The 26588-nt window shown below is 71.3% G+C and carries 23 protein-coding genes; 11 read left to right on the top strand and 12 right to left on the bottom strand.

Annotated elements, in window-relative coordinates:
• Positions 1–16: 16 nt before the first annotated feature.
• Both LCH29_RS35605 and LCH29_RS35600 read right to left on the bottom strand, forming a co-directional pair.
• Positions 17–2926, bottom strand: coding sequence for a phosphoribosyltransferase domain-containing protein (locus LCH29_RS35605; RefSeq protein ID WP_446465808.1), 2910 nt, complete (start codon positions 2924–2926; stop codon positions 17–19).
• Position 2927: 1 nt separating this feature from the next.
• Positions 2928–4115: an HpcH/HpaI aldolase/citrate lyase family protein gene (locus LCH29_RS35600; protein WP_446465807.1), complete on the bottom strand. Its 1188-nt coding sequence runs from the start codon at positions 4113–4115 to the stop codon at positions 2928–2930.
• 223 nt (positions 4116–4338) lie between these two features.
• Here LCH29_RS35600 and LCH29_RS35595 point away from each other — a divergent pair, with 223 nt between their 5' ends.
• On the top strand, positions 4339–5421 hold the full coding sequence (locus tag LCH29_RS35595) for a TerD family protein (protein ID WP_446465806.1): 1083 nt from the start codon (positions 4339–4341) through the stop codon (positions 5419–5421).
• A 206-nt stretch (positions 5422–5627) separates the two neighbouring features.
• Here LCH29_RS35595 and LCH29_RS35590 read toward each other — a convergent pair whose 3' ends face one another.
• From LCH29_RS35590 to LCH29_RS35565, 6 genes are all read right to left on the bottom strand, one after another.
• On the bottom strand, positions 5628–6353 hold the full coding sequence (locus tag LCH29_RS35590; RefSeq protein WP_446465805.1) for a TerD family protein: 726 nt from the start codon (positions 6351–6353) through the stop codon (positions 5628–5630).
• 144 nt (positions 6354–6497) lie between these two features.
• A complete protein-coding gene (locus LCH29_RS35585; protein WP_446465804.1) occupies positions 6498–7667 on the bottom strand; it encodes a DUF475 domain-containing protein in 1170 nt (389 codons plus the stop codon).
• A 51-nt stretch (positions 7668–7718) separates the two neighbouring features.
• On the bottom strand, positions 7719–8294 hold the full coding sequence (locus LCH29_RS35580; protein ID WP_446465803.1) for a TerD family protein: 576 nt from the start codon (positions 8292–8294) through the stop codon (positions 7719–7721).
• 160 nt (positions 8295–8454) lie between these two features.
• Entirely contained in the window at positions 8455–9030 is a 576-nt protein-coding gene (locus LCH29_RS35575) for a TerD family protein (RefSeq protein ID WP_055550596.1), read from the bottom strand.
• 138 nt (positions 9031–9168) lie between these two features.
• Positions 9169–9627, bottom strand: coding sequence for a peroxiredoxin (locus tag LCH29_RS35570; RefSeq protein ID WP_009718271.1), 459 nt, complete (start codon positions 9625–9627; stop codon positions 9169–9171).
• 109 nt (positions 9628–9736) lie between these two features.
• Entirely contained in the window at positions 9737–10177 is a 441-nt protein-coding gene (locus LCH29_RS35565; protein WP_009718270.1) for a DUF3052 domain-containing protein, read from the bottom strand.
• Between the two features lie 495 nt (positions 10178–10672).
• Here LCH29_RS35565 and aceE point away from each other — a divergent pair, with 495 nt between their 5' ends.
• Positions 10673–13402, top strand: coding sequence for a pyruvate dehydrogenase (acetyl-transferring), homodimeric type (aceE, locus tag LCH29_RS35560; RefSeq protein WP_446465802.1), 2730 nt, complete (start codon positions 10673–10675; stop codon positions 13400–13402).
• A 584-nt stretch (positions 13403–13986) separates the two neighbouring features.
• Here aceE and LCH29_RS35555 read toward each other — a convergent pair.
• Together LCH29_RS35555 and LCH29_RS35550 are read right to left on the bottom strand one after the other, a co-directional pair.
• On the bottom strand, positions 13987–14361 hold the full coding sequence (locus LCH29_RS35555) for a peptidase inhibitor family I36 protein (protein ID WP_446465801.1): 375 nt from the start codon (positions 14359–14361) through the stop codon (positions 13987–13989).
• Positions 14362–14483: 122 nt separating this feature from the next.
• Positions 14484–16085: an MFS transporter gene (locus LCH29_RS35550; protein WP_446465800.1), complete on the bottom strand. Its 1602-nt coding sequence runs from the start codon at positions 16083–16085 to the stop codon at positions 14484–14486.
• Positions 16086–16202: 117 nt separating this feature from the next.
• Here LCH29_RS35550 and LCH29_RS35545 point away from each other — a divergent pair, with 117 nt between their 5' ends.
• The 8 genes from LCH29_RS35545 to LCH29_RS35510 all read left to right on the top strand — a co-directional run bounded on the left by LCH29_RS35545 (position 16203) and on the right by LCH29_RS35510 (position 24015).
• A complete protein-coding gene (locus tag LCH29_RS35545; protein ID WP_446465799.1) occupies positions 16203–16862 on the top strand; it encodes a TetR family transcriptional regulator in 660 nt (219 codons plus the stop codon).
• Between the two features lie 124 nt (positions 16863–16986).
• The gene (locus tag LCH29_RS35540; RefSeq protein WP_446465798.1) at positions 16987–18192 is read left to right on the top strand and encodes an alpha/beta hydrolase; all 1206 of its coding nucleotides are present in this window, start codon (positions 16987–16989) and stop codon (positions 18190–18192) included.
• Positions 18193–18341: 149 nt separating this feature from the next.
• On the top strand, positions 18342–19397 hold the full coding sequence (locus LCH29_RS35535) for a DUF4429 domain-containing protein (protein WP_446465797.1): 1056 nt from the start codon (positions 18342–18344) through the stop codon (positions 19395–19397).
• Positions 19398–19526: 129 nt separating this feature from the next.
• A complete protein-coding gene (locus LCH29_RS35530; RefSeq protein WP_446465796.1) occupies positions 19527–20876 on the top strand; it encodes a sensor histidine kinase in 1350 nt (449 codons plus the stop codon).
• On the top strand, positions 20873–21553 hold the full coding sequence (locus LCH29_RS35525) for a response regulator (protein WP_009718262.1): 681 nt from the start codon (positions 20873–20875) through the stop codon (positions 21551–21553). The genes LCH29_RS35530 and LCH29_RS35525 overlap by 4 nt, the downstream gene beginning before the upstream one ends.
• 14 nt (positions 21554–21567) lie before the next feature.
• Entirely contained in the window at positions 21568–22062 is a 495-nt protein-coding gene (locus LCH29_RS35520; protein WP_446465795.1) for a GNAT family N-acetyltransferase, read from the top strand.
• A gap of 14 nt (positions 22063–22076) precedes the next feature.
• Positions 22077–22697, top strand: coding sequence for a hypothetical protein (locus tag LCH29_RS35515; RefSeq protein ID WP_446465794.1), 621 nt, complete (start codon positions 22077–22079; stop codon positions 22695–22697).
• A 127-nt stretch (positions 22698–22824) separates the two neighbouring features.
• On the top strand, positions 22825–24015 hold the full coding sequence (locus tag LCH29_RS35510; RefSeq protein WP_446465793.1) for an alpha/beta hydrolase: 1191 nt from the start codon (positions 22825–22827) through the stop codon (positions 24013–24015).
• A 72-nt stretch (positions 24016–24087) separates the two neighbouring features.
• Here LCH29_RS35510 and LCH29_RS35505 read toward each other — a convergent pair whose 3' ends face one another.
• Together LCH29_RS35505 and LCH29_RS35500 are read right to left on the bottom strand one after the other, a co-directional pair.
• Entirely contained in the window at positions 24088–25101 is a 1014-nt protein-coding gene (locus LCH29_RS35505) for an aldo/keto reductase (protein WP_446465792.1), read from the bottom strand.
• A 28-nt stretch (positions 25102–25129) separates the two neighbouring features.
• A complete protein-coding gene (locus LCH29_RS35500; protein WP_446465791.1) occupies positions 25130–25609 on the bottom strand; it encodes a MerR family transcriptional regulator in 480 nt (159 codons plus the stop codon).
• Positions 25610–25735: 126 nt separating this feature from the next.
• Here LCH29_RS35500 and LCH29_RS35495 point away from each other — a divergent pair, with 126 nt between their 5' ends.
• Positions 25736–26545, top strand: a complete 810-nt coding sequence (locus LCH29_RS35495; protein ID WP_446465790.1) for a serine hydrolase domain-containing protein — start codon at positions 25736–25738, stop codon at positions 26543–26545.
• The last annotated feature ends 43 nt before the right edge of the window (positions 26546–26588 follow it).

The following is a 26588-nucleotide window of genomic DNA, read 5'->3' as shown; positions in this document are numbered from 1 at the left end:
TAGGTCGTCATTGCGTTCATCTCGCCGCCACCGCCTTGCCGTCCGCGCCCGTGGCGCCGCGGGTGTAGCGCGGGTGGATCAGCCCCACGCAGGTGTACGGCAGGCCGTCCGTCTCCTCGACCGGCACCCCGCGCTGCTCGGCGAGCAGCCGTACGTGGTCCAGGTCCGCGCCCGCGCCCCGCTTGGCGAGGATCTTCCAGGGGACGCGGCGCAGCAGTACGCGCGTCGTCTCGCCGACGCCCGGCTTGACGAGGTTGACGTCGTGGATGCCGTACTCCTCGCTGATCCGCTCGACGGCCCGCCACCCCTCCCAGCTCGGGGTGCGGTCGGCGGCGGCCAGCTCCTTCACGTCGGCCGCCACGTCGTCGGCGACCTCCTCGAAGCGGGCCGTGATGGCGTCGAGGAAGTCACCGGAGAGGTCGGCACCGGCCAGCTCGCGGTAGAACTTCGCGCCGTGGAAGTCGTCCGGTCCGACGAGGTCGGAGCGGAGCACGGTGCGCGATATCAGCCCGGAGACGGTCGAGTTGAGGCACGCGGAGGGGACGAGGAAGTCGTCGCGGGTGCCGTAGGTGTCCACGCAGCGGCCCGGGTCGGCGAGGACGGCGATCCGCGGGTCGAAGCCCGGGTACGGGGCGAGGGCGTCCGACAGCTCGCGGGTGATCGCGCCCTTGCCCGTCCAGCCGTCGACGAAGACGACATCGGCCGGGTCGTGGTGGTCGGCCAGCCAGCGCAGCGCGGCGGTGTCGATGCCGCGGCCGCGCACGATGGAGACCGCGTAGTGCGGCAGGTCGAGCCCGTGGGCGTGACGCGCCCAGCGGCGCATCAGCACGCCGACGGGGGTACCGGCGCGGGCGAGCGAGACCAGGACGGGGCGCGGGGAGCGCTCGGCGAGGACCGTCTCGGTGACGGTGCCGACCGCGCGGGCGATGCGGGCGGCGGAGGTGTCGAGCGCGGCCCGGAACAGCTCCTGGTACTCCTCGCTGGGCTGGTACTCGACGGGCAGCGACTCGGCGTAGTGCGCCCCGCCGCTCTGGATCGCCTCCTCGCGCTCCTCGGTGGGGGCTTCGAGGGTGACGTGGGAGAAGTCCTGGAGCAGCCAGCCGACGTCGTCGGGGGCGTAGGACGAGAATGCGGGACCGCGCAGCGGCTCGGGCGGCGGTTGGTGCATGGAGGGGGCCTGTCGTTCGGGGACGGGAGCGGTGGCTGTGGGGGGTGGCGGTACGTGGGAGGGGACGACGGCCAGCAGCAGCCGGTCGGTGTGCGGGGCCAGCCGCGCGAGCAGCCCGTCGGGGGCGTGCAGCGCGGGGGTGTCGGCGGCCGAGTCCACGACGGCGACGACCGCGTCGAAGCGGCGCGCGGGGTCGGCGCCGGGCGCCACGTTGTAGGCGTGGCGCGGGCCGGGCCCGTCGGCGGGGGCGTCATGGGCGGGGAAGGTGAGCGCGGTACGGATCGCGTACCCGGGGTCGTCCACGGCGAGCACGGGCGACCGCGTGGTGGTCGAGTACCGCACCTCGGCCCCGTCGAGTACGTCGTCCAGTGCCCCGGCGAGCCGCAGCGGGGCGTACATCAGCTCCTCGAAGCCGAGCACCAGGACGCTGCGCGGCTCGGCGGCGGGGGGTGTTCGGTCCGGCAGCCCGGAGGCATCGGCGGCACCCACCGCCCCGTCCGGTTCGGGCGCCGGCCCGGTGGGCGCCAGCCCGTCGGCAGGCGGCACGGCGGGGGCAGGCGAGCCCGGCCGTGCCTCGGCCGGTGCGGGTTCCGGCCCGGAGCCGGGGTCGGCGGTCAGCGCCTGCGCCAGGCGCGCCGCCATGGCCGGGAGCGCGGCCTCCAAGCGGGCGCGGTGGGCGGGAGTGAAGCCGTGGCGGCCGCCGTCCGGCAGCCCCTCGGGCCAGCCCAGCTCGACCCGGACGGCCTCCGGGGCGCCCACGGGAGCGGTGCCGGGGGGCTCGTCGGTCACGTCGGCGGGTGTGGTCGAAGGGCGTACGGCCTCGGCCGGCCCGGCGTTCCGGGCAGCCGGTCCGGAGCCCGAGCCCGGCGCGACAGCCACAAGGCCCGAGCCCGCGCCCCCGGCCGCCGCCGGGGTGGGCGGGATGGTCGGTGACGCGGAGGGCGCCACGGGCACCGCAGAGCCCGGCGAGGCCGTCCCGGCATCCGCCGCGGGCGCCGCGAGGCCCGAAGCGGAAGCCCCCTCTCCCGGCGCGCTCGGCTCGTGGGCCGCCACCAGGGCGCGGCCGCGCTCCAGGACGTCGTCCGGGAGGTGGACCGTGCCGGTCGCGGCGGAGACGAGGTCCACGCGGGCGCCCAGGTCGGACGCGAAGGCGTCCAGGCGGGCGCGGTCCTCGGGGGAGCGCATGTCGACCAGGGCGACCACCACGTAGTGGTCGCGGGGGAAGCGGCGGTGGAGGGCGGCGATGGTGTTGAGGACGGTGCGGCCGGTCGAGAACTCGTCGTCCACCAGGACCAGCGGGCCGTCCGTGGCCAGCAGCCGGGGGTCTTCCGGGAGCAGCAGATGGGATGTGGCGTGGCTGTGCTCCTCCTCGAAGCCGCCCACCGTGGGCACGCCCGCGACCGGGCGGCGGGTCGAGTGCAGGTACGGGGCGAGGGCCAGGCCGTCCGCGACGCTGTGGCCGAGGCCGGTGGCCGTCTCGGCGTAGCCGAGGACGACGGCGCGGGCCGCCGCCTCCTCGCCCAGCAGGGCGCGCACCTCCTGCCCGAGTGCCACGCCCGCGCCGTGGACGGCGGCGGGGCGCTGGGGGACGTGTTTGCCCAGCACGTTCGACACGAGCAGATGCGCCCGCTTGGGGTTGCGCCGCAGCGCGAGCCCGAGCAGCCCGGGCAACTGCCCGTCGCCGTCGAGCCGTACGCCGAGCCGGTCCGCGACCCACTGTCCCGACCACACCACGCTGCCTGCCTCGTTTCGTCTCACGTCACGCGGTCCGCAGGCCGGCGGCCAGCAGTTCCACGAAGCTCACGTCCTCCCGGGCGACGCCGAAGACCTCGGCGCGCTGCAAGGTCCGCTCGGCCCAGGCCCGGTGCGGTTTCACCTCGTTCATTTTGTTGGTGTACGCGGAGCGCAGCACACCGCCCCCGCCGCGCTCGGGTTCGAGGATGTCCACCGCGTCGCTGAACTCCTCGTGGCTGACGACGGACAGGGCGTGCACCGGGGCGACGTGGGTGGGGTGGATGCAGGTCTTGCCCTGGAGTCCGTTGGCCCGGTCCAGTTCGATCTCGCGCAGCAGCCCGTCCATGTCGTGCTCGATGAGCGCGGCACGCAGCGATTCGGCCCGCCCGGAGAAGGGGCTGAGCCGCAACTGAGGCTTGAACATGCGCTCGTGCTGCTTGAAGTACTCCCACACCGGTCCGGTGACGGTGAATCCGGTGCCGTCCGCCCGGCCCAGCATGTTCACCACGTCGCCGATGACGGAGGCGACGAGCTGGACGTCGTACGCGGTCATGTCGGGCGCCCGGCGCAGCCCGTACGCGGAGCACAGGTCGGTGACCCCGAGCCGCAGTGCCAGCACCCGCTCCCGGTATTTGTCGACGATCCTGCCGATCCCGGCGAGGGTGTCGGTGCGAGTTTCACGATGCATCAGCTCCGGCGACTCCAGGACCGGCATCGCGTACAGCCGCCGGCCGCCCAACACCTCGGCCACCTCGCGGTTTTCGGCCGATATCAACGCCTCGAGGAACGGAACGCCGCGCTCCTCGGTGAACTTGGGCAGTACGAATCCGGACAGCAGCCGAACGGCCGGCCCGAGCCGCCGGACGAGGTCGACGATCTGTTCGGGGGTGCGGACCCGGATGAAGAGCAGCGGCAGATCGGTGTCCACGACGCGCCGCGCGAGGGTGGCGAACTGCCGCACGAGGTTCTCCTCGGCGCCCGGCACCTCGGCGTCGTGGATCGAGTCCTCCAGGCACAGCACCATGGAGACAACGCCCCGACCTGCCTGTTTGACGATGTCCTCGGCCAGGGCGGGCCGGGTGGCGGGACTGTAGAGGGTGGCGCCGAGTGCGACGGCGAGGGTCCGGGCCGGTGTGTCGACCGAGAATTCAACGGGCTGCTGGTGGAAGAGGCGCGTCCGTACCTCGTCCGGCAGATGTCCAAAATGCCGCATATTGCTCCCCGCACTGCCGGTATCCCCACCCGGGCCACACGACCTTCGAGTGGCCGATTATCGTACGTCCGAGCCCGGGTCAAAAGTTCCCCAAGGGCGTGAAAATCACGTAACTCCTGTGCGTCACTCCGGTATCCGGCATGCCCGTCCCGCCACATCCCACCAGCACTGCCCCGCCCCCCTGCGTTGTCCCGGCACCGGGCGGGAGGGCAGGATTACGGCCATGACGCACGCGATGCTGAAGGGATCGAACATCCCGCTGGACGCCACGGCCATACGCGCGGTGCTGCGCTGGACCCCCGGCACGGACGTGCCGGACGTCGACGCCTCGGCGCTGCTGCTGGGCGGGGACGACCGCGTGCGCTCGGACGAGGACTTCGTCTTCTACAACCAGCCACGGCACCCCTCGGGCCTGGTCCGGCACCTGCCCAAGAAGCGGGCGCCCGAGGGGCTGACGGACACCATCGAGGCCGATCTGACCGGGCTGGAGTCGGAGGTGCACCGGGTGGTGCTGGCGGCCTCGGCGGACGGTGGCACCTTCGGGCAGGTCCGGGATCTGAGCCTGCTGCTGTACGACGCGTCGCCGTCGGCCTCCGAGGAGCCGCTGGCGATCTTCGCGGTGCTGCCGGAGACCGGCAAGGAGGCCGCCCTGATCTGCGGCGAGCTGTACCGGCGAGGGGACAGCTGGAAGTTCCGCGCGCTGGGGCAGGGCTATGAGACCGGGCTGGTCGGGCTCGCCACGGAGTACGGCATCTCGGTGGACGACGGCGAGGGCGCGGACGCGGTCCGGGACCGGGGCGCCGGACAGGGCGCCGAGGAGCCCGAGGCCGCCCCCGAGCCGCTCTCCGCGTCGTCTGCCGCGCCTGCGTCCCCGCCCGCCCCGCCGACCCCCAGCCAGGCCGAGACTGCCGCTCTGCCGCAGCCACAGCCCCTGCCGCAGCCCGACCCCTGGGACCCGCAGGCGACCCAGCCGCTCGCCGCCGGGCAGGGCGCCACCCCGACCGGCGCCCCGGGCGACGGCGACTACTACCTGCCGCCGCAGCCCCCCGTACCGCCGCAGGCGCCGCCGCACGCCACCCACGCCCCGGCACCGGCCTATCCGCAGCCGCCCGCCCAGCCCCCGGCGCAGGGGCCCGGCTACGGCTACCCGCAGCAGCCGAGCTACGGCTACCCGCAGCCGCCCGCGTACGGCTATCCGCAGCAGGTGCAGCGCACCGATCCGCCGCCCCCGCCGCCGCTGCCGATGCCGTTCCCTGACCCGAACTTCACCCTGCCGCCGCAGGGCCCGCAGTTCCAGAAGCGCTAGGGAGTGTCTTGCCGATCATGCCGGGCTCCCGACGCCTGGCACGGCACCTCGCGGCCCCGCGCTCGTCGCGCGCAGCGCCTCCCCCAGCTACCGCTGGGAGGTGCCCCCTGCGCCCCCAGCTACCGCTGGGAGGTGCCCCCAACACCGCTCGCTGATCCGGCCTGATCGACAAGACACCCCCTAGCGCGACAGCCGGGGGGCTCCGGCTACACCTTCGACTTGTAGCCGCGGCCCCACTGGAGGCCCCACCCGTAGAGCCGGTCCAGCTCGGCCTGGAAGCCGTACACGTACTTCACCTCGCGGCGGACGATGATCTCGCCCTTGACGTTCTCCAGCATGACCACGGCGCAGGAGCGGGCCTGCGGGGCCCGCTCGTCGAGCGCGATCTCCACCCGCGGACCGTTGCTGGGGAACAGCGTGACCATGCCGTGCGTACGGTCGAAGGCGGGGGTGCCGTCGTAGATGTAGACGAAGACGAGCAGACGCTTGATGTCGTCCTTGTGGTCCAGGTTGATGTAGATCGTCTCGCCCATGCCGGAGCCGAACCGGTCATCCCCGCTGAGCTTGACGTACGGCGCCTCGTTGAGGTTGCCGAAGAAGTCGCCGAGTGGCTGGACCACGCCCTTGGCGCCGCTCTTCAGCTCGTACATGACGGCCAGGTCCAGGTCGACGTTGACCATGGCGGGCCCCTGGGCCTGCACCACCTGCGGCTTGAACATCTGGAGCGGGTGCCGCAGCAGGCTGGGCCCCTTGCTGTTGAAGTCCGAGGTGCGCATCTGCCAGGACAGGTTGATCCGCAGGTTGCCGCTGGCGGCACCCTGTTTGGTCAGCGAGATGGTCGAGTTCCGCTTGGTCAGCTCGACCGCGCCGGTCGCGTCGCCGCTGTCGAACTCGCGCCACGCGGACCGCCCCCAGTTGCTCCAGAACGCCATCGTGCGCACCCCCACCCTTCGTGGCTCCCACTGCCTCAAAGCTGCTCAACCGCAGCGGGGCGGCCGGGAGGTCGGAAGACCTCGGCCGCCCCGCTGAGAGCGTTCCTCAAACGCCGGTGCGTCACACCCCGGCGGTCGGACTGCTCAGACTCCGGACGTCACTTCCGTTTTCTCCTCCGATCCGGCTCCGCCGCCGTGTCCCTCCCGGCGGTTGCGGATCACCGAGGACCAGTACGAGGCGCCGATGAGGGCGACACCGATCACGCCGGTGATGACCTCGTTGATCTCGTACTTGATGGTGGCGAGCAGGATCACGGCCAGCGCACCGATGGCGTAGTGCGCGCCGTGCTCCAGGTAGACGTAGTCGTCCAGGGTGCCCTGGCGGACCAGGTAGACGGTCAGCGACCGGATGTACATCGCGCCGATGCCCAGACCCAGCGCCATCTCGAAGATGTCGTTGGTGATCGCGAAGGCGCCGATCACGCCGTCGAAGGAGAACGAGGCGTCGATGACCTCGAGGTAGAGGAACATGAAGAACGCGGCCTTGCCGGCCAGCCCGACCACCGTGGCGCCGCTGCTGCCGCGTCCACCGCCGCTCTCGGCGGGCTTCCTCTCGTCGGCCTCGTCCTCGCCGTCTGCGCCGTCTTCCTCGTCCTCGTCCTCTTCGAGCTTGTCCTCGAAGAAGCCGGAGATCCCGTTGACGATCAGGTAGGTCATGAGACCGGCGACCCCGGACAGCAGCACGGTCGCGCTCTTGTCGCCGCCGCCGTGCGCCACGTCGGTGGCGACGGTGGTGGCGGTGACCAGCAGCACGGCCAGGGCGATGACGGCCGAGAAGGTGTCCAGCTTGCCGAGCTTGGACAGCGGCTTCTCCAGCCAGCCCAGCCAGCGGATGTCGCGCTCCTCGAAGATGAAGTCGAGGAAGATCATCAGCAGGAACATCCCGCCGAAGGCGGCGATCGCCGGATGGGCGCCCGTCACCAGGTGTTCGTACTTTTCCTTGTCGTTGATCGCAAGGTTCACGGCCTCGATCGGGCCCAGCTTCGCCGTGATCGCGACGATGACCACCGGGAAGACCAGACGCATGCCGAAGACGGCGATGAGAATGCCGACGGTCAGGAAGATCTTCTGCCAGAAGGCATTCATCTTCCGCAGGATGCCCGCGTTGATGACCGCGTTGTCGAATGAGAGCGAGATCTCCAGGATCGAGAGGATCCCGACAATCGCGAGCCCCTTCCACCCCCAGAGGACGCCGGCCAAGGCCAGACCGCCCGCCGTGACGGCGAACGACCAACCAAAGGTTTTGAGGAGCACTGGCAACCCAATCCTTCTTCGAACGGTCTCCCCCGCGCCTTGTACGCGGCTTTACGAAACGTTGACCCCGAAGTCTAGAGCGATGCCCCGGAGGCCTGACGCGTACCCCTGCCCCACCGCACGGAACTTCCATTCGCCGTTGTACCGGTAGACCTCGCCGAAGATCATCGCGGTCTCGCCGGAGGCGTCCTCGGAGAGGTCGTAGCGGGCCAGCTCATTGCCGTCGGCCTGGTTCACCACCCGGATGAACGCGTTGCTGACCTGGCCGAACGTCTGGCGCCTGGCGTCGGCGTCATGGATCGAGACCGGAAAGACGATCTTGTCCACGCGCTCCGGGACCTTGGTGAGGTCGATCACCAGCGACTCGTCGTCGCCGTCGCCCTCGCCGGTGAGGTTGTCGCCGGTGTGCTCCACGGAGCCCTCGGGGCTCTTGAGGTTGTTGTAGAAGACGAAGTACTCATCGCCGAGCACCCGCCCGGACTCGCACAGCAGCGCGCTGGCGTCCAGGTCGAACGGTGCTCCGGTGGTGGAGCGCGCGTCCCAGCCCAGGCCGACGAGCACCTGGGTGAGATTCGGCGCGGCCTTGGAAAGGGAGACATTGCCTCCCTTGGCGAGCGTGACGCCCATGATCAGGTCCCTCCCCGGGGTAGTGCGTGGTGCGACGCGCGTGGTGCGACGCGCATCCGGCGCCGCACTCCCGCCTGTCGAGTGCAGGGGTGCGGCGCCGGACGTGGGCCGCGGCGTGCCCGGCCGACGCCTCATGGCCCGGCCGGGCGCCACGGCCGGTTCAGACGTTGACGCCGAAGTCCTGCGCGATGCCACGCAGCCCCGAGGCGTAGCCCTGACCGATGGCGCGGAACTTCCACTCCGCCCCGTTCCGGTACAGCTCACCGAAGACCATGGCGGTCTCGGTGGAGGCGTCCTCGGAGAGGTCGTAGCGGGCCAGCTCGTTGCCGTCGGCCTGGTTCACCACGCGGATGAACGCGTTCCGCACCTGGCCGAAGCTCTGCTGACGGGTCTCGGCGTCGTAGATCGACACCGGGAAGACGATCTTGGCGACATCGGCCGGGACCCCGGCCAGGTTCACCTTGATCTGCTCGTCATCGCCCTCGCCCTCACCGGTGATGTTGTCACCGGTGTGCTCGACGGAGCCGTCGGGGCTCTTGAGGTTGTTGAAGAACACGAAGTTCTGGTCGTTGGCGACCTTGCCTTCGGTGTTCGTCAGCAGGGCACTGGCATCGAGGTCGAAGTCGGTGCCCGTGGTGGTGCGGGCGTCCCACCCCAGACCGACGACGACCGCGGTCAGGTTAGGGGCTTCCTTGGTCAGCGAGACGTTGCCGCCCTTGCTGAGGCTGACTCCCACGAGTCCTCCCAATAAGGTTCGTCAGGAGCACTGCGTGCCCCTATCTCCATGAGGTTTCACACCAGGATCAACGCGTCGATCCTAGTGAGCGGTTCCCGCCCGATACAGGCGTCGTCCCTGCCTGATTCGGGCCGCCCGTCACAGGCTCTCGAGCGCCTTGGCGTAGTCGTTCAGGTCCCGGGCGTCGGGGAGGCCGTTGACGACCGTCCAGCGGACGACGCCCTCCTTGTCGATCACGAAGGTGCCGCGCACCGCGCAGCCCTTCTCCTCGTCGAAGACGCCGTAGGCGCGGCTGGCCTCGCCGTGCGGCCAGAAGTCCGACAGCAGCGGGTACTCCAGGCCCTCCTGCTCGGCGAAGACCCGCAGGCTGAAGGGCGAGTCATTCGAGACCGCGAGCAGCTGCACGTCGTCGTTGACGAACGTGGGCAGCTCGTCGCGGAGCGCGCACAGCTCGCCGGTGCACACGCCGGTGAAGGCGAACGGGTAGAAGAGCAGCACGACGTTCTTCTCGCCGCGGAAGTCGGAGAGCCGGACCGACTCGCCGTGCTGATTCTTCAGCTCGAAGTCCGGAGCCTTCGTACCGACCTCTATGGCCATGGGAGCCATCCCTTCACATCACATGTCGATTGATCACGGACCACCCTACGCGCCGAGCCCCCCACCGAAAGGGAACGGCAGGGGGCTCGGTTGTGTAGGTCCTTCGGCCTCAGCGCTTGCCCGAACGGGCGGCCTTCGGAGTGACCAGGCGGCTGCCGGTCCAGTCCTTGCCCGCGTTGAAGCTCTTCGTCTGGGAGAGGCCCGCGGTGGTCGCGGCCTCGTTGATGTCACTCGGCTCGACATAGCCGTCACGGCCGGTCTTGGGCGTCAGCAGCCAGACCGGTGCGCCGTCGTCGATCATCTGGATGGCGTCCACCAGCGCGTCCGTCAGATCGCCGTCGTCCTCCCGGAACCACAGCACAACGGCGTCGGCCACATCGTCGTACTCCTCGTCGACGAGCTCCTGGCCGGTGATCTCCTCGATGGCCTCGCGGAGCTCCTGGTCGACATCGTCGTCGTAGCCGATCTCCTGGACCACCTGCTCGGGCTGGAAACCCAGCCTCGCGGCAGGGTTGGTCCGCTCCTCCGCGTGGTCCGCGGTCGCGCTCACGGATTGCCTCCTGTCATCTTTCGTTCACTCTTCGAGTCTGTCAGCGCCCCGCGCGCGTACGCGAAGCATTGGGGCGTAGTCCACACGGGCCGGGCGGATCGCGCAAGTACCCGGCCAGCGATCCCGCCCAAACGTTGACGTGTCGCCCCAACTCCCATCATGGAGGAACGGCACGGAACGGTGCGTGACTGCCCGGATTACCCCACTATGCCCAGCTTACGTGTGTGTATCGACACCCTACGCCGCCCGGCGCCGAACGGCCGTACGCAGGTGCCCCCGGACGTGGGCGTAAGGTTGCGATTTGGCCGTCGCGACGCCGGTCGCACGCCGACCGGTGCCGTCCGGCCCGGCGGGCGCCCGTCTCACCAGGTGTGGGTTACCACTCGGTAGAGGTGACGTATCCCGCACCCGAGGTACACGATGGAGAGCGGCGCGACAGCAGCAGAGCACGAATCCATGTCCGTGCACAGCACGACCGAAAAGCGAAGGAACAGCGTGGCTTCCGGATCAGATCGCAACCCGATCATCATTGGCGGCCTTCCCAGCCAGGTCCCGGACTTCGATCCCGAGGAAACCCAGGAATGGCTCGACTCGCTCGACGCAGCCGTCGATGAGCGAGGCCGGGAACGTGCCCGCTACCTCATGCTTCGGCTGATCGAGCGCGCCCGCGAGAAGCGGGTGGCCGTGCCCGAGATGCGCAGCACGGACTACGTCAACACCATCGCCACCAAGGACGAGCCGTTCTTCCCCGGCAACGAGGAGATCGAGCGCAAGGTCCTGAACGCGACCCGCTGGAACGCGGCGGTGATGGTCTCCCGTGCGCAGCGCCCGGGCATCGGCGTCGGCGGCCACATCGCCACCTTCGCCTCGTCCGCCTCGCTGTACGACGTGGGCTTCAACCACTTCTTCCGCGGCAAGGACCAGGACAGCGGCGACCAGATCTTCTTCCAGGGGCACGCCTCCCCCGGTATCTACGCCCGCGCCTTCCTGCTCGACCGGCTGTCCGAGGACCACCTGGACGGATTCCGTCAGGAGAAGTCCAAGCTCGGTCACGCGCTGTCCAGCTATCCGCACCCGCGGTCGATGCCGGACTTCTGGGAGTTCCCGACCGTCTCGATGGGCCTCGGCCCGCTCGGCGCGATCTTCCAGGCACGGATGAACCGCTACATGGAGGCGCGCGGCATCGCCGACACCTCCGACTCCCACGTCTGGGCGTTCCTCGGCGACGGCGAGATGGACGAGCCCGAGTCGCTGGGCCAGCTCTCCCTGGCCGCCCGCGAGGGCCTGGACAACCTCACCTTCGTCGTCAACTGCAACCTCCAGCGGCTCGACGGCCCGGTGCGCGGCAACGGCAAGATCATGCAGGAGCTGGAGTCGCAGTTCCGCGGCGCCGGCTGGAACGTGATCAAGCTGGTGTGGGACCGCACCTGGGACCCGCTGCTCGCCCAGGACCGCGACGGCGTGCTGGTCAACCGGCTCAACACGACGCCCGACGGCCAGTTCCAGACGTACGCCACCGAGACCGGTGCGTACATCCGCGAGCACTTCTTCGGTGACGACCACCGGCTGCGCAAGATGGTCGAGAACATGACCGACGACCAGATCCTGCACCTGGGCCGCGGCGGTCACGACCACAAGAAGATCTACGCGGCGTACGCGGCGGCCAAGGCCCACAAGGGCCAGCCGACCGTGATCCTCGCCCAGACCGTCAAGGGCTGGACGCTCGGCCCGAACTTCGAGGGCCGCAACGCGACCCACCAGATGAAGAAGCTGACGGTCGACGACCTCAAGGGCTTCCGCGACCGGCTGCACCTGCCGATCCCGGACAAGGAGCTGGAGTCCGGCGTTCCGCCGTACTACCACCCGGGCCGGGACTCCGAGGAGATCCAGTACATGCACGACCGCCGCAAGGCGCTGGGCGGCTACGCGCCGACCCGTGTCGTGCGCGCGAAGCCGCTCCAGCTCCCCGGCGACAAGGCGTACGCGGCGGTCAAGAAGGGCTCCGGCCAGCAGCAGATCGCCACCACCATGGCCTTCGTGCGGCTGCTGAAGGACCTCATGCGGGACAAGGAGATCGGCAAGCGCTTCGTGCCGATCGCGCCCGACGAGTACCGCACCTTCGGCATGGACTCGCTGTTCCCGTCGGCCAAGATCTACAACCCGCTGGGCCAGCAGTACGAGTCCGTCGACCGTGAGCTGCTGCTCGCCTACAAGGAGTCGCCGACCGGGCAGATGCTGCACGACGGCATCTCCGAGGCGGGCTGTACGGCCTCGCTGATCGCGGCCGGTTCGGCGTACGCCACCCACGGCGAGCCGCTGATCCCGGTCTACGTCTTCTACTCGATGTTCGGCTTCCAGCGCACGGGTGACCAGTTCTGGCAGATGGCCGACCAGCTCGCGCGCGGCTTCGTCCTGGGCGCGACCGCCGGCCGTACAACCCTGACCGGTGAGGGCCTCCAGCACGCGGACGGCCACTCCCAGCTGCTGGCCTCGACCAACCCGGCGGTCGTCGCGTACGACCCGGCGTTCGGCTTCGAGATCGCCCACATCGTGCAGGACGGTCTGCGCCGGATGTACGGCGAGAACAGTGAGGACGTCTTCTACTACCTCACCGTCTACAACGAGCCGATCAAGCACCCGGCCGAGCCCGAGAACGTCGACCGCGAGGGCATCCTCAAGGGCCTGTACCGCTTCAAGCAGGGCGAGAGCGGCACCCACCCGGCCCAGATCCTCGCCTCCGGCGTCGCGGTCCCGTGGGCCCTGGAGGCCCAGCGGATGCTGGCCGAGGACTGGGACGTCCGCGCCGACGTCTGGTCCGCCACCTCCTGGAACGAGCTGCGCCGCGACGCGGTGGAGACCGAGGAGCACAACCTGCTCCACCCGGAGGAGGAGCAGCGCGTCCCCTTCGTCACCCGCAAGCTCAGCGACGTGGAGGGCCCGAAGGTCGCCGTCTCCGACTGGATGCGCGCGGTCCCGGACCAGATCGCCCGCTGGGTGCCCGGCACGTACCAGTCGCTCGGCGCCGACGGCTTCGGCTTCGCCGACACGCGCGGCGCGGCGCGGCGCTTCTTCCACATCGACGCCGAGTCGATCGTGCTGGGCGTGCTGACGGAGCTGGCGAAGGAGGGCAAGATCGACCGCTCGGCCCTGAAGCAGGCGATCGACCGCTATCAGCTCCTGGACGTGGCGGCCGCCGACCCGGGCCCCGCGGGCGGCGACGCGTAAGCCGTCCGCGACGGCGCTGACCGAAAGGGTCGGGCGAGCTGGAACACCACCAGCCCGCCCGGCCCTTCGCCGTACCCGGGCCGCCGCGGTAGGGGGGGCGCGGAGGTGGGCTGGGACTCCCCCGCCCCGCCCCTTCCCGCAGCGTCCGATATGCGGCTCCGCCGCGTGGCGGGGCTCCGCCCCGGACCCCGGCACGGGACGGGGCGCCACACCCCGGGGCCCCACGACCTGCGCCCGCCCAGGCGCGGTTCACACCGACCCCCGGTCCGGGCACCGGCCCCCGGTCCGGGCACCGGCCCCGCCCCTCGAGCCCGGGCCCTGAAGCCTCCACGGCCCACGGCCACCCAGGGCACGTGCCAACCCCGGCCCCGCAACACCCGATCTACGGACCACCCGGGGTCCAGGGGCAGGCCCCTGGTTCGGGAAGGGGCGGGGTGGGGGAGAAACCCCGGCCGCACCGAGCCGCACCCCCGGCGCGCATCCCCGACCCCGCCAAACCCCGGGACCACCCGGAGTCCAGGGGCAGGCCCCTGGTTCGGGAAGGGGCGGGGTGGGGAAAGAAGCCCCGGCCCCGCCCCGGGCCATCACCGCTCCCAGATCTTGAAGGCCCGTACCTGGTAGGCCGTTTCGGGGCTCCAGGAGCCGGTCGGGTAGGTGCGGAATTCGCCCGTCTCGGCGCACTCCGCGCTCTGGTACGCCGTCACCGGGCGTCCCGTGCGGTTGGCCAGGGACGCGGCCGAGGCGCCCCTCGGCAGGGGGACGCAGCTCTCGATGTCGGTGTCGGCCAGTTCATGGACCTGGCGCGCCCCCGTGAAGGCCGCCTTGGGCCAGAGGCACAGCTGCCCCGTGGCGCAGCTGCCGAGCCGGGGCCCGGGCGCCGCTTCCCCGGCAGAGGCGGCGGCAGGAGTCAGGGCACAGGCCAGAGCGAGGGTCGCCGTGGCCAGGATGGTCTTGCGCATGTGGATCACACCCCGTGTGGAACATCCGGAAATACGAACGGGAGCCAGCCTGTCGGCCGACTCCCGTCTCCACCACGGGGTCGATCAAGGTCCACCCGGATAGGGGGCTTGACCCTGAGGGGTCAGATGTGTACGCCCCCGCCACCCGCTTCCGCGTTGTCACCGCTCTTGGTGAGCACCGCGACCAGCGCCGCGACCACCGAGACGACGGCGGCGACGCCGAAGGCGAGCCCCATCCCCGACACGAACGTGTCATGCGTGACGCTCGTGATCTTCCCGAGGATCTCCGGCGGGGTGCCCTTCGGCGCCGGCGGGATGCCGACCGCGACGGCGTCGGACGCCTTGGCCGCCTGCTCCGGCTTCATGGGCGGCAGTCCGGCCTCGGCCCACTTCTCCGGCAGGGTGTCGTCCACCTTCCCGGCCATGATCGCGCCGAGGACCGCCGTACCGAGGCTGCCGCCGACCTGCATGGCGGCCTGCTGGAGGCCGCCCGCGACACCGGCGTGCTCGATGGGCGCGTTGCCGACGATGACCTCGGTGGCGCCGACCATCACGGGGCCGAGGCCGAAGCCGAGGAGGGCGAACCACACGGACATCTCGACGGTGCCGGTGCCGACCTCCAGCCGGGAGAGCCCGAACATCGAGACGGCGGTCAGCGCCATGGCCGTCACCAGCGGCACCCGCGCCCCGAACCGGGTGATCAGCGCTCCGGCGATCGGCGAAGAGACGATCATGGTGGCGGTCAGCGGCAGCAGATGCAGACCGCTGTTGACCGGGGTCATGCCGTGCACGTTCTGAAGGTAGAAGGTGACGAAGAACAGCCCGCCCATGAAACCGAAGGCCATGAGCACCATCAGGACCGTACCGGCGGTCAGCGGCACCGAACGGAAGATGGACATCGGCAGCAGCGGTTCGCGCGTCCGCTTCTCCCAAAGCACGAAGACGAGGAAGAGGACGGCCGCGAGGCCGAGGAACCCCAGCGTCTTCGCGCTTCCCCACTGCCAGTCGGTGGCCTTGATGAGTGCCCAGATCAGGCAGAACATCGCGCCGGACAGCAGCACGATGCCGGGGAGGTCGAAGGACCGCGGGGCGTTCTCGGCCCGGTGGTCCACGAGGATGATCAGGCCGAGGACGAGGGCGAGGACACCCACGGGCAGGTTGATGAAGAAGACGGACTGCCAGTTGACGTGCTCGACGAGCAGCCCGCCGACGATGGGCCCGGCGGCGGTGGAGGCGCCGATCACGGCGCCCCAGATGCCGATCGCCATGTTGAGTTTCTCGACGGGGAAGGCGGCCCGCAGCAGGCCGAGCGCCGCGGGCATCAGCAGCGCCCCGCACAGGCCCTGGAGCACCCGGAAGCCCACGACGAGCGCCACGTCGCCGGAGAAGCCGATGGCGGCGGAGGAGGCGGCGAAGCCCACGACGCCGATGAGGAAGGTCTGCCGGTGGCCGAAGCGGTCACCCAGCTTGCCCGCGGTGATGAGCGCGACCGCGAGGGCCAGCAGATAGCCGTTGGTGATCCACTGGACGTCGGCGAGCGAGGCGCCGAGGTCCTTCTGGATGGCCGGGTTCGCGATGGCGACGATCGTGCCGTCGAGGGCGACCATCGTCACACCGATGGCGACGGTGAGGAGCGTCAGCCAGGGATGACCCCGCAGCCCCTTCGGGGGATCCGATATGGGAGGTTCCGGCGCCGTATCGGCGACGGTGGTCTCAGACGTCATGCTCGGAGGCTAATGTCAGCGTCTGACAATTGACAAACCGATTCATCAGCTGGTCTCTGTCGAGTGGGCCACAGGTAGGGTGGCCAGCCGAAACGCGAAAGAAAGCGAGCACGAGAGGTGACAGCGGACGAGGCGGTGGCACCGCCACCGACCGGACTGCGCGAACGCAAGAAGCAGCGGACCCGCGGCGCGCTGGTGCGCTCGGCGCTGGATCTGTTCACCTGCCAGGGGTACGACCACACGACGGTGGACGAGATCGCGGAGGCGGTGGACGTCTCGCAGCGCACCTTCTTCCGTTACTTCGCCAACAAGGAGCAAGTGGCCTTCGCCACCCAGGACTCGGCGGAGTCGCACTTCTTCGCGGCGCTGTGCGCGCGCCCCGCCCACGAGTCCCCGCTGGCCGCCCTGCGGGGCGCGGTGCTCGACGCGTGGAGCACCATGGGGGACTCCGTCGAGCAGTTGGTTCCGGCCGAACTCCACATGCGGATGTACCGGGTGATCGAGTCGACGCCCGCGCTGCTCGCCGTCCATCTGCGCCGCACCGCCGAACTGGAGGAGCGGATCGCCTCGGAGATCGCCCGCCGCGAGGGCCTCGACGTATCGGTGGATCCCCGGCCGCGGCTGCTGACCGCGATGTTCGGCGGTGTGATTCAGATCGCAGGGAAGCTGTGGGGGGTGGGCGACGACGAGTCCATGGACGCCCTGCGGGACATCACCGCGTTTCACCTGGATCATGTGGGTCCGGCCCTCGCCGAGAACTGGCGCACCGAGCAGTAAAACCGACAAGTATCACTAAGTGCATCAAATCCGACATAAGCTTCCGTCAGAACCACGCTCTCAAACGTGATACACGTCACGGTATTTGGCACCTGTGGGCGCGCTTCTCCTAGGGTGTCCCGCGGTGACTTCCTTCTCGGAGCTCGGTTCTCCCTCCCCCGGTTCCACCGCTTGGCGCGCTCTGCTCGCCCTGGCGGTGGTGTTCGTCCTGCTCGCCACCACCGGCTGGACGGCCATACGGAGCCACAGAGGAGACTCGGATCCGCTCTCCGTGTCGGTCAACGCCTGGCGCCACGGCGCCCTCGACGGTCACGCCCTGCCCGACCCGTACGCGTCGCCGCGCTTCCTCGGCCGCTGGCTGGATTCGCTCACCAAGGCGCAGCGCGACCGGCTCGTCCACCGCTACCCGCTGGTCGTCGGCAACCTCAACGGCGCTCCGGCGGCGCTGCGCTACCGCGCCAACCGGATCGCGCTGACCCAGGCCCGGGACATCGAGCGTCGGCGCATGCACAACGCCGAGCTGACCCCGATGGGGCGGCATGACGCCGGGCGGCGCATGCACCGGTACGAGGACCTGCTGAGCGGGAAGCGGCAGATCCTCTCGTTCGATCCCTCGGGCGCCGGGCGGGCCGCCGAGGTCTTCGGCGACCTCGCCCATGCCAGCCGCGTCTCGGTCGTGGTGCCGGGTGTGGACACCAACATCCTGACCTTCCAGAAGTCCGACCGGCCGTACACCGCCACCGTCGGCATGGCCCGCGCGCTCTACCACAACGAGCGCACCGAGGCCCCGGACACCAGGACCGCCGTGATCGCCTGGGCCGACTACACCTCCCCGGCCGGTATCGGCATGGACGCGGCCACCGGCAAGCTCGCCGCCCAGGGCGCACTGCGGCTGCGCGCGCTGGTCAACGGGCTGCCCGAGGCGGCCCGGGTCTCGCTGATGTGCCACAGCTACGGCTCGGTGGTGTGCGGGGTCGCCGCCCGCGATCTGCCGTCCAAGGTCACCGACATCGCGGTGGCGGGCAGCCCCGGCATGCGTGCCGACCGCGCCTCCGAGCTGGGCGGCAACCGCCGGGTGTGGGCGATGCGGGACTCCGGCGACTGGATCCAGGACATCCCGCACCTGGAGGTCGGCGGCCTCGGCCACGGCGCCGACCCGCTCTCCTCCGGCTTCGGCGCCCGCGTCCTGTCCGCCGCCGGCGCCGAGGGGCACGCCGGGTACTTCAACCCCGGCACGACCAGCCTGGACAACTTCGCGCGGGTCGGGGTCGGCCGGGTCAAGACCGTGAGCTGCGGGGACGGTGCCGCGTGCACCGCCGGACTGACCTGACCCCGGCTGACCTGGGCTGACCTGCGGATGAGCGTACGAGAAGCGGGTGGTGAGCACGTGGACCCCACCCACCGGCCGCGAGGAAGACGTTTGACGCGCGTAGCGCTCAAGGGGGGACGGGCGGGCCACCGCCGCATACGATGAGCCGCATGGGTGATGTGCTGGCCGGTTTTCAGACCGTCTGGGAGTTCGACACCGACTCCGTGCTCATCCGCTTCGAACGGGGGATCCGCACGCCGAAGCTGCTCCAGGCGCTCGGCGAACGCCACATCCCCTACGAAGCGCTGTCCGCGGTCGAGCTCGCTCCCGGTAAACGCGGAACGGTGGTGCTGCGCGCGGTGCCCAGACCCGGCGCCGATCCGCTGATGGACGTCGCCGACGGGCAGCTCAGGGAGGGGTACGACCCGTACCGCCTGGTGCTGCCCGCCGAGCGCGCGCCCCTCGCCGAGTACTACGCCGAGGAGATACGCGGCGCGCTCGGGCCCGATACGGACACCGCCGCCGAATCCCATCTGGTGGCGGCGCCCGCGCCGCCGCTGTCCTTCAAGGCGTACGACGGCAAGGCGTCCTTCGACGGCAAGGCGGTGTCGTTCCGCTGGTTCTGGACCGGCGCGTCCTCCACCAAGTGGAAGGCCGGGGACCAGCGCTTCCGGATCGACGAGCTGGCCGGGGTGGAGTGGCGCTCGCCCGAGAACAAGAGCTCGGGCGGCGCGGCCGCGAAGGCGGCGGGCCCGGCACCGGCGGACGATCCGGAGGCGCAGGGCGGGGACTCGAAGGGCGCGGCGGGGAAGGCCCAGGCCGGGAAGAGCACGGGATCCAAGGGTTCCGGTGCCAAGAACTCCGGTTCCAAGGGCTCGACCTCCAAGAGCGGCTACGGCCATCTGCGGCTGGTGCCGCGCGGCGCCGAGGACCACCCCGCGGGCCGCCCCGACCACGACCCGGCGGCCGTGGTGTTCGGGATGGGGTACGGGCTGGTCCACGAGTCCCTGCCGTTCGCCGCCGCCGTCCTGGAGGCCGTCCGGGCGTCCGCCCCCGCACCGATTGCCGAGGGCTCCCCCGCACCCACCCGCACCCCGGCCCCGGCGCGCCGCGACCCGGCCGACATCGCCGACCGCATCCGCCACCTCGGCGAGCTGCACACGGCGGGGCTGCTGACGGACGAGGAGTTCAGCGCGAAGAAGGCCGAGCTGCTGGCGGAGCTGTAGGCGGGGGCATCACCGGGTGTCAGGAGGGGGGTACAGGGGGCGGGCCGGGCCCCCTACCCAGGTATGAGCCACAAGTCGGCTCCCAGGTATGACGTGCGCCAGGGGCGCCGCCCCTACGCTGAGGCGACCATGCCCTCACCCTCCTTCACGGGGATCTCCCCCGGCGCCGCGTCCACCGCGCACGAGAGCCTGCCCGCGGCCGCCCGGCGACAGGCGGGCAGCCTCGCCCGGGCCCTGACGACCCCCAGCTATCCGGCGACCCCGCTGCTCGCGGGTGCCTCCCGGCCCTGGCGACGGAAGGTGCCGTACGCCGTCGCGATGATCCTCACCGCCGTCCTGGTCCCGGTCACGGCCCAGCTCCTGACCAACGACTACGGGGTGAGCGGGGGGCTCGCCACCCTGCTGGGACTGGCCCAGGCCACGCCGCTGCTGCTGGCGGTCACCCGTCCCCTCCAGGCGTGGTGGATCGTCTTCCTCGCCGATGTGATGACCGCGCTGGTGGTGCTGGGCACCTCCGACCTCCAGCACCGCGTCTGGCCCTGGCAGCCGCCCGCCATCATCGGCTACCTCTTCCTCCTCCTCGCCCTCGCGCTGCGCGAGCCGCGCCGCACCCTGGTGGCGGTGTGGCTGGTCACCGGCGGCGCCGGGCTCGCCCTCAGCATGGCGTTCCAGACCAAGAGCGACGGCAGCAACGTGCTGCTGTTCGTGCTCAGCGGAGTGGTGCTGCTGGTCGGCGGCGCGCTGCGGGAGCGCGGCGACGTGCAGCGGCGGCTGGCCGAGCAGGAGACCATCAGCGAGGCCGAGCGCGCCCACCGCACGCTGCTGGAGGAGCGCGCCCGCATCGCCCGCGAACTCCACGACGTCGTCGCCCACCACATGTCGGTGATCACCGTGCAGGCGGACAGCGCCCCGTACCGGATCGGCGGGCTGCCGCCCGAGGCGGAGCAGGAGTTCGGCACCATCGCCGCCACCGCCCGCGAGTCCCTCGCCGAGATGCGGCGGCTGCTGGGCGTGCTGCGCAGCGAGGAGACCCGCGGCGAGCGCACCCCGCAGCCGGGGCTGCGCCAGGTGCCGCAGCTGGTCGAGGCAACGGTGCGGGCCGGGATACCCACCGAACTGTCCCTCGGCGACGAGGTGGCCGGACTCGGCGCGCTGCCGCAGGCCGTGGACCTGTCCGCGTACCGGATCGTGCAGGAGGCGCTGGCCAACGTCGTGCGCCACGCGCCCGGCGCCGCCACCCGCGTCTCGGTCTCGGCCGCCGAGGACGGCTCCGGGCTGACCCTCCTCATCGTCAACGGCCCCCCGGCCGAGGGCCCGGCCACCCCCCTGGAGACCAGCGGCACCGGCCACGGTCTGGTGGGGATGGTCGAGCGCGTCCGCCTCGTCGGCGGCTCGCTCGACACCGGCCCGCTGCCGGACGGCGGCTTCCGGGTGGCGGCCCGGCTCCCCCTCGTCGACCTGGAAGAAAAGGCCTCATGACCATCCGCGTGATCATCGTCGACGACCAGGCCATGGTCCGGGCGGGCTTCGCCGCGCTGCTCGCCGCGCAGAGCGACATCGACGTGGTCGGCGAGGCCCCGGACGGACGCCAGGGGGTGGACGTCAGCCGCAACACCCACCCGGACGTCGTCCTCATGGACGTCCGCATGCCCGAGATGGACGGCCTGGAGGCAGCCCGCCAGCTCCTCGAACCACCCCGCGGCGTCACCCACCGCCCGAAGGTGCTCATGCTCACCACCTTCGACGTGGACGACTACGTCTACGAGGCCCTGCGCGCCGGAGCCAGCGGCTTCCTCCTCAAGGACGCCCCACCGGCCGACCTGATCTCGGCGGTCCGCGTCGTCGCCGCGGGCGAGGCCCTCCTCGCCCCCTCCGTCACCCGCCGCCTGATCGCCGAATTCGCCCGCCAGCGCCCGGCCCCCCGCCGCAACAGCTCCCTGCTGCGCCGCAGCGGCCTCACCCCGCGGGAGACGGAGGTCCTGGAACTGATCGCGCGCGGCCTGTCCAACCAGGAGATAGCGGAGTCGCTGGTCCTCGCCGAACAGACCGTCAAAACCCACATAGGCCGGGTCCTCGCCAAACTGGGCCTGCGCGACCGCGCCCAAGCGGTGATCTTCGCCTATGAATCGGGCCTGGTGACCCCGGGCAGCGGCTAGTTGGAAGGAACCTCGTGCCCCACGTTTCCGTGCGCCCCGCCAGCGCCGCCGACCGGTCCGTGGTGGAGCGGCTGTGGCTGATGTTCCGCCATGACCTGTCGGAGTACGACGAGATCCTGCCGGACGCCGACGGGACGTTCTTCGCCGAGCGGCCCCGCACCGCGCTCGCCGACGCCGACTGGGCGGCGTACCTCTTGACGACGGGCACGCGCCCGGCCGGTCTCGCCCTGGTCCGGGGGCTGACCGGTCCGAAGCGCGTGCTGAACACCTTCTTCGTCGTTCGCGGCGCACGCCGGACGGGGGTCGGCCTGGACGCCGTTCAGCAGGTGGTGGCCCGGCACCCGGGGCCGTGGGAGGTCGCCTTCCAGGACGCGAACGCGGCAGCGGTCCGTTTCTGGCATAGGGTCGCCACGGAGATCGCCGGGGACGCGTGGACCGAGGAGCGCAGGCCGGTGCCGCATCGGCCGGACCTGCCGCCCGATGTCTGGATCTCCTTCGAGCAGCGCTGACGGGGGGGTCGTTCATGGGAATGTCCAGTTTCTGGGCGGTGGGTGCGCTCGGCGATGAGGACGTGGCGGAGTTGGCGCCGCGCGCGGTCCCGGCGATCGAGGCCACGGCGGCCCGCGCGCTCGCGGTGGGCGCCTGGAAGCGCTGGGAGCGGGACGTCGCCCGCGGCGGCGGGGCAGTGCCGGTGTGGCGGCCTGACGGGTACAACACCGAGGAGGCGCTGCACCTTAATGGTCTGGTCGACGGCTCCGCCTTCGACGCCATGGACTCGGCGTGTGAGCTGCACGTGATGGAGTGGTGGGACCGTTTCGAGGACAGCGTCGATCCGTACATCACGTCCGTCCGCAAGGGCAATCCGGTGGCGGCCCTCTTCCACGGCCTCGGCCCCGTCCGGGCGGCGGCGCTGCCCGGGTGGGCGGGCGACGCGGTGTTCACGTCCGCCGAGGTACGCCGCTCGCTGCCCGCGGTCGAGGGGGTGCTGGCCCTCGCGGGGCCCGAGCGCGACCGGGTAGTGGCCAGGATCGACGACTGGCTGTGCGACGAGGGGCCGGAAGAACTCCTCGACGGGCCGCTGCGGGTGTGGCGGGACGCGGCCGGGGCCGGGTTGGGGCTGCTGGCGTCCCGCATCTGGTTCTGAGTGGCAACGACCCGCGCACCCCCTACCCCGGTATGACATCCGACTTGGCACCGGGGGTTGACGCCCCGCCGCATGTCCGCTCCCTACGTTTCCCTCCGCCACCGAACGGAAGAGGGAAACCGCGGCCATGTCCCAGACGCTACGCACCCGGCACTACGCCCGACGGCTGATCACAGCGGCACTCACGATCACCGTCATGGCGGGAACCGCCGGGTGGACCGTGGCGCACGAGGAGCAGGCCATCACGGGGCCGCCGCCGGGGACCGGGCGGTGGCTGGCCGACCACTCGCTGGGCGGGCGCGAACTGCCCGACCCGGAGAGCGCGTCGCCCGCCCGCATCGCCCGGTTCTTCGGCGGGCTCGGCCGCGCCCAGCGGCAGGCGCTGGTCATCCGGCACCCCGAGGTCGTGGGCAACCTCGACGGGGCGCCGCTCGCGCTGCGTTACGCGGCCAACGCCCGGGCCATCCGGGCGGCGCGGGACGCGGAGCGGAAGACGGACCCGGACAGCGCGCTGGTCGAGCGGTACGACGCGCTGCTCGCGCCCGGGCGGCAGATCCTGGCCTTCGATCCGCGCGGGCGCGGACAGATCGCCGAGGTGTACGGGGACCTGGCGGCGGCGCGGCGTACGGCGGTCGTCGTGCCGGGGTCGGACATCGACCTGGCCAACTTCGACCGTACGCACGACCGTTACGGCGCCCCCGCCGGGATGGCGACCTCGCTGCGGGCGCAGCTGGCGCGGGACGCGCCGGGGACCCGTACCGCCGTGGTGGCGTGGGTGGGGTACACCACCCCGGTCGGGCTCGGGCCGGACGCGGCGACCAGTCGGCTGGCGAAGGCGGGCGCGCCGCGGCTGGACCGTTTCCTGGCGGGGCTGGCGGTGACCACGGCAGGGACCGCCGAGGCGCCGCCCGCCGTGTTCTGCCACAGCTACGGTTCGGTGGTGTGCGGGGTGGCCGCGGCCGCGATGGACCGCACCCGGGTGTCCGATCTGGTGGCGTTCGGCAGCCCCGGCATGGGCGTGGACGACGCCGAGGAGCTGGGCACCGAAGCCCGGGTGTGGGCGGCGCGGGACGGCTCCGACTGGATACGACGGGTCACCGGCTACGACTTCATGGGGCTGGGCCACGGCGAGGACCCCACGGCCTCCGCCTTCGGCGCCCGCGTCGTGTCCGCCGAGCGCGCCGACGGCCACACCGGCTACTTCGCCCCGGGCACGGACTCGTTGCGCAACTTCGCGCGGATCGTCCTCGGCGACTTCGGATCGGTGCGCTGCGGCCACCCCGCGCAGGAGGAGGACTGCCGTCATGACCTCGTATGACGCCACGTATGACGCCACGTATGCGGCGAACGCGAACGAGGCCTGTCGAGGGAAGCCGCGGCAGGGGTACGCCTACGCGCGGTCCTCGCTCGTCGGCGCCATGTTGCCGTAGCGCGCGCCCGTGACCTTGGCCGCGATCGGCTCCAGGGCGGCCAGTTCGTCCGCGGTCAGCTCAAGCCGGGTCGCGTCCGTGTTCTGCTCGACGCGGGCGCGGCTGCGGGTGCCCGGGATCGGGATCACGGGCAGGCCGTGGACCTGGGCGCGCTGCTGGACCCAGGCCAGCGCGACCTGGGCGAGCGTCACACCGCGCGAGGTGGCGATCTCACGGACAGGGGTCAGCAACGCGGCGTTCGCCGCCGCGTTGTCGCCCGTGAAGCGGGGCTGCCGGCGGCGGTAGTCGTCCTCGGTCAGCTCCTGCTCGGCCTGTACGAAGGAGCCGGTCAGGAAGCCGCGCCCGAGCGGCGAGTACGGGACCAGGGCGACGCCCAGCTCACGGGCCGCGGCCACGACGCCGTCCTCCGGGTCGCGGCTGAACAACGACCACTCCGACTGCACCGCCGCGATCGGGTGCACCGCGTGCGCCGCGCGCAGCTCGTCCGCCGTGACCTCGCTCAGCCCGAGATGCTTGACCTTGCCCTCGGCCACCAGCCCGGCCATCGCGCCGATGCTCTCCTCCAGCGGGACGTCGGGGTTGCGGCGGTGCATGTAGTACAGGTCGACGTGGTCGACGCCGAGCCTCCGCAGGCTGCCCTCGATGGCCTGGCGGATGTACGGGGGGTCGTTGCGGATCTGCTGCCTGCCGAAGGGGTCGTCCTCGGTCCGCACGATGGAGTACTTGGTGGCCAGGGTGATCCGGTCCCGGTTGGCCCGGACGAAGGGAGCGATGAATTCCTCGTTCCGGCCGAAGCCGTAGACATCGGCGGTGTCGAAGAGGGTGACGCCCAGCTCCAGGGCCCGGTCGAGGGTCGCCCGCGCCTCCTCCTCGTCCCGCGTCGGGCCGTACGCCCAGCTCATGCCCATGCAGCCGAGGCCCTGGACGCCGACCTGGGGGCCGCCGGTGCCGAGTGCGACGGTCGGTATCGTCATCGTCTTACGCTCCCTCGTTCATGCGCTCTCATGTCTCGCTCCGAACCCGTCGGGCGGCATAGGTGTCGATCTTGAAGTCGAGGACGTCGAGCGTGCTCTCCAGCTCGGCGATCCGTTCCCGGACGTTCTCGCGGTGCGCGGTCAGCAGCTCCTCGCGTTCGGCGAAGGTCTGCTCGCCCTCCCGTACCAGCTCGGCGTAGCGGACCATGTCCGCCACCGACATGCCGGTCAGTCGCAGCTTGCCGACGAGGTCGAGCCAGTCGAGGTCGCGGTTGGTGAAGCGGCGCTGCCCGGTGTGGGTGCGGTCCACGTGCGGCATCAGCCCGATCCGCTCGTACCAGCGCAGGGTGTGCGCCGTGAGCCCGGTGTGCGCGGCGACCTCGCTGATCGTGTACCGGTCCTGGCCGGTCGGCCGGGGATGCGGACGGCGCCCCACGCATGCCCGCGGCCTCGCCAACGCCGGAGCCCGCTCCAGGTCCTGCTTCAGTTCCTGCTCCATCACGGTCATGCCGATTCACCCTCTCGCCGTCGCCGATGCACGAAGCCCTCGACGATCTCAACGCTAGGAGGTTCGAGTGCACTCCAGGCAAGCGCGGATTTGGCGGAAACTTGGCCGACGATAGGCTCGGGCCCCATGGAGAGCCTTCGGATGATCGAGAACTGGCCGGTCCCGACGGCGGCGACCGCCGTCGTACGCGCGGACGGCACCGTGGCAGGATCCCACGGTCCGGTCGGCCACAGATTCCCGCTGGCCTCGGTGACCAAGCCGCTCGCCGCGTACGCGGCGCTGGTCGCGGTGGAGGAGGGCGCGGTCGAGCTGGACGAGGCAGCCGGGCCCGAGGGCGCCACGGTGCGCCATCTGCTCGCCCACACCTCGGGGCTCGCCTTCGACGAGCACCGGACGGTCGCCGCGCCCGGCAACCGGCGGCTGTACTCCAACGCCGGGTTCGAGGTGCTCGGCGATCACATCGCCAAGGCGACGGACATCCCCTTCGGGGAGTATCTGCGCCAGGCGGTCCTGGAGCCGCTGGGCATGACCGCGACCGAGCTGACCGGCTCGCCCGCCAAGGACGCCGTCTCGACCGTCGACGACCTGGTGCGCTTCGCCGCCGAGCTCCAGGCGCCGCGGCTGCTGGCGGCCGAGACGGTGGCGGAGGCGACGGCCGTGGTGCATCCGGGCCTGACCGGGGTGCTCCCGGGCTACGGGCACCAGAAGCCGAACGACTGGGGGCTCGGCTTCGAGATACGCGACGGGAAGTCGCCGCACTGGACGGGGTCGTCGTCCTCGCCCCGCACCTTCGGGCACTTCGGCCAGTCCGGCACGTTCCTCTGGATGGACCCGGAGGCGCACGCGGCGTGCGTCGCCCTCACGGACCGGGCGTTCGGCCCGTGGGCGATCGAGGTCTGGCCCGCGTTCACCGACGCGGTACTGGCGGAGCTGTAGCCCCGGCGAGGAAGCACCCCCGCGCCTTCCTGGCCGCTCTGGC

This window comes from Streptomyces sp. BRA346 (genome assembly GCF_052851135.1).
This window is presented reverse-complemented; position numbering and strand designations above follow the sequence as displayed.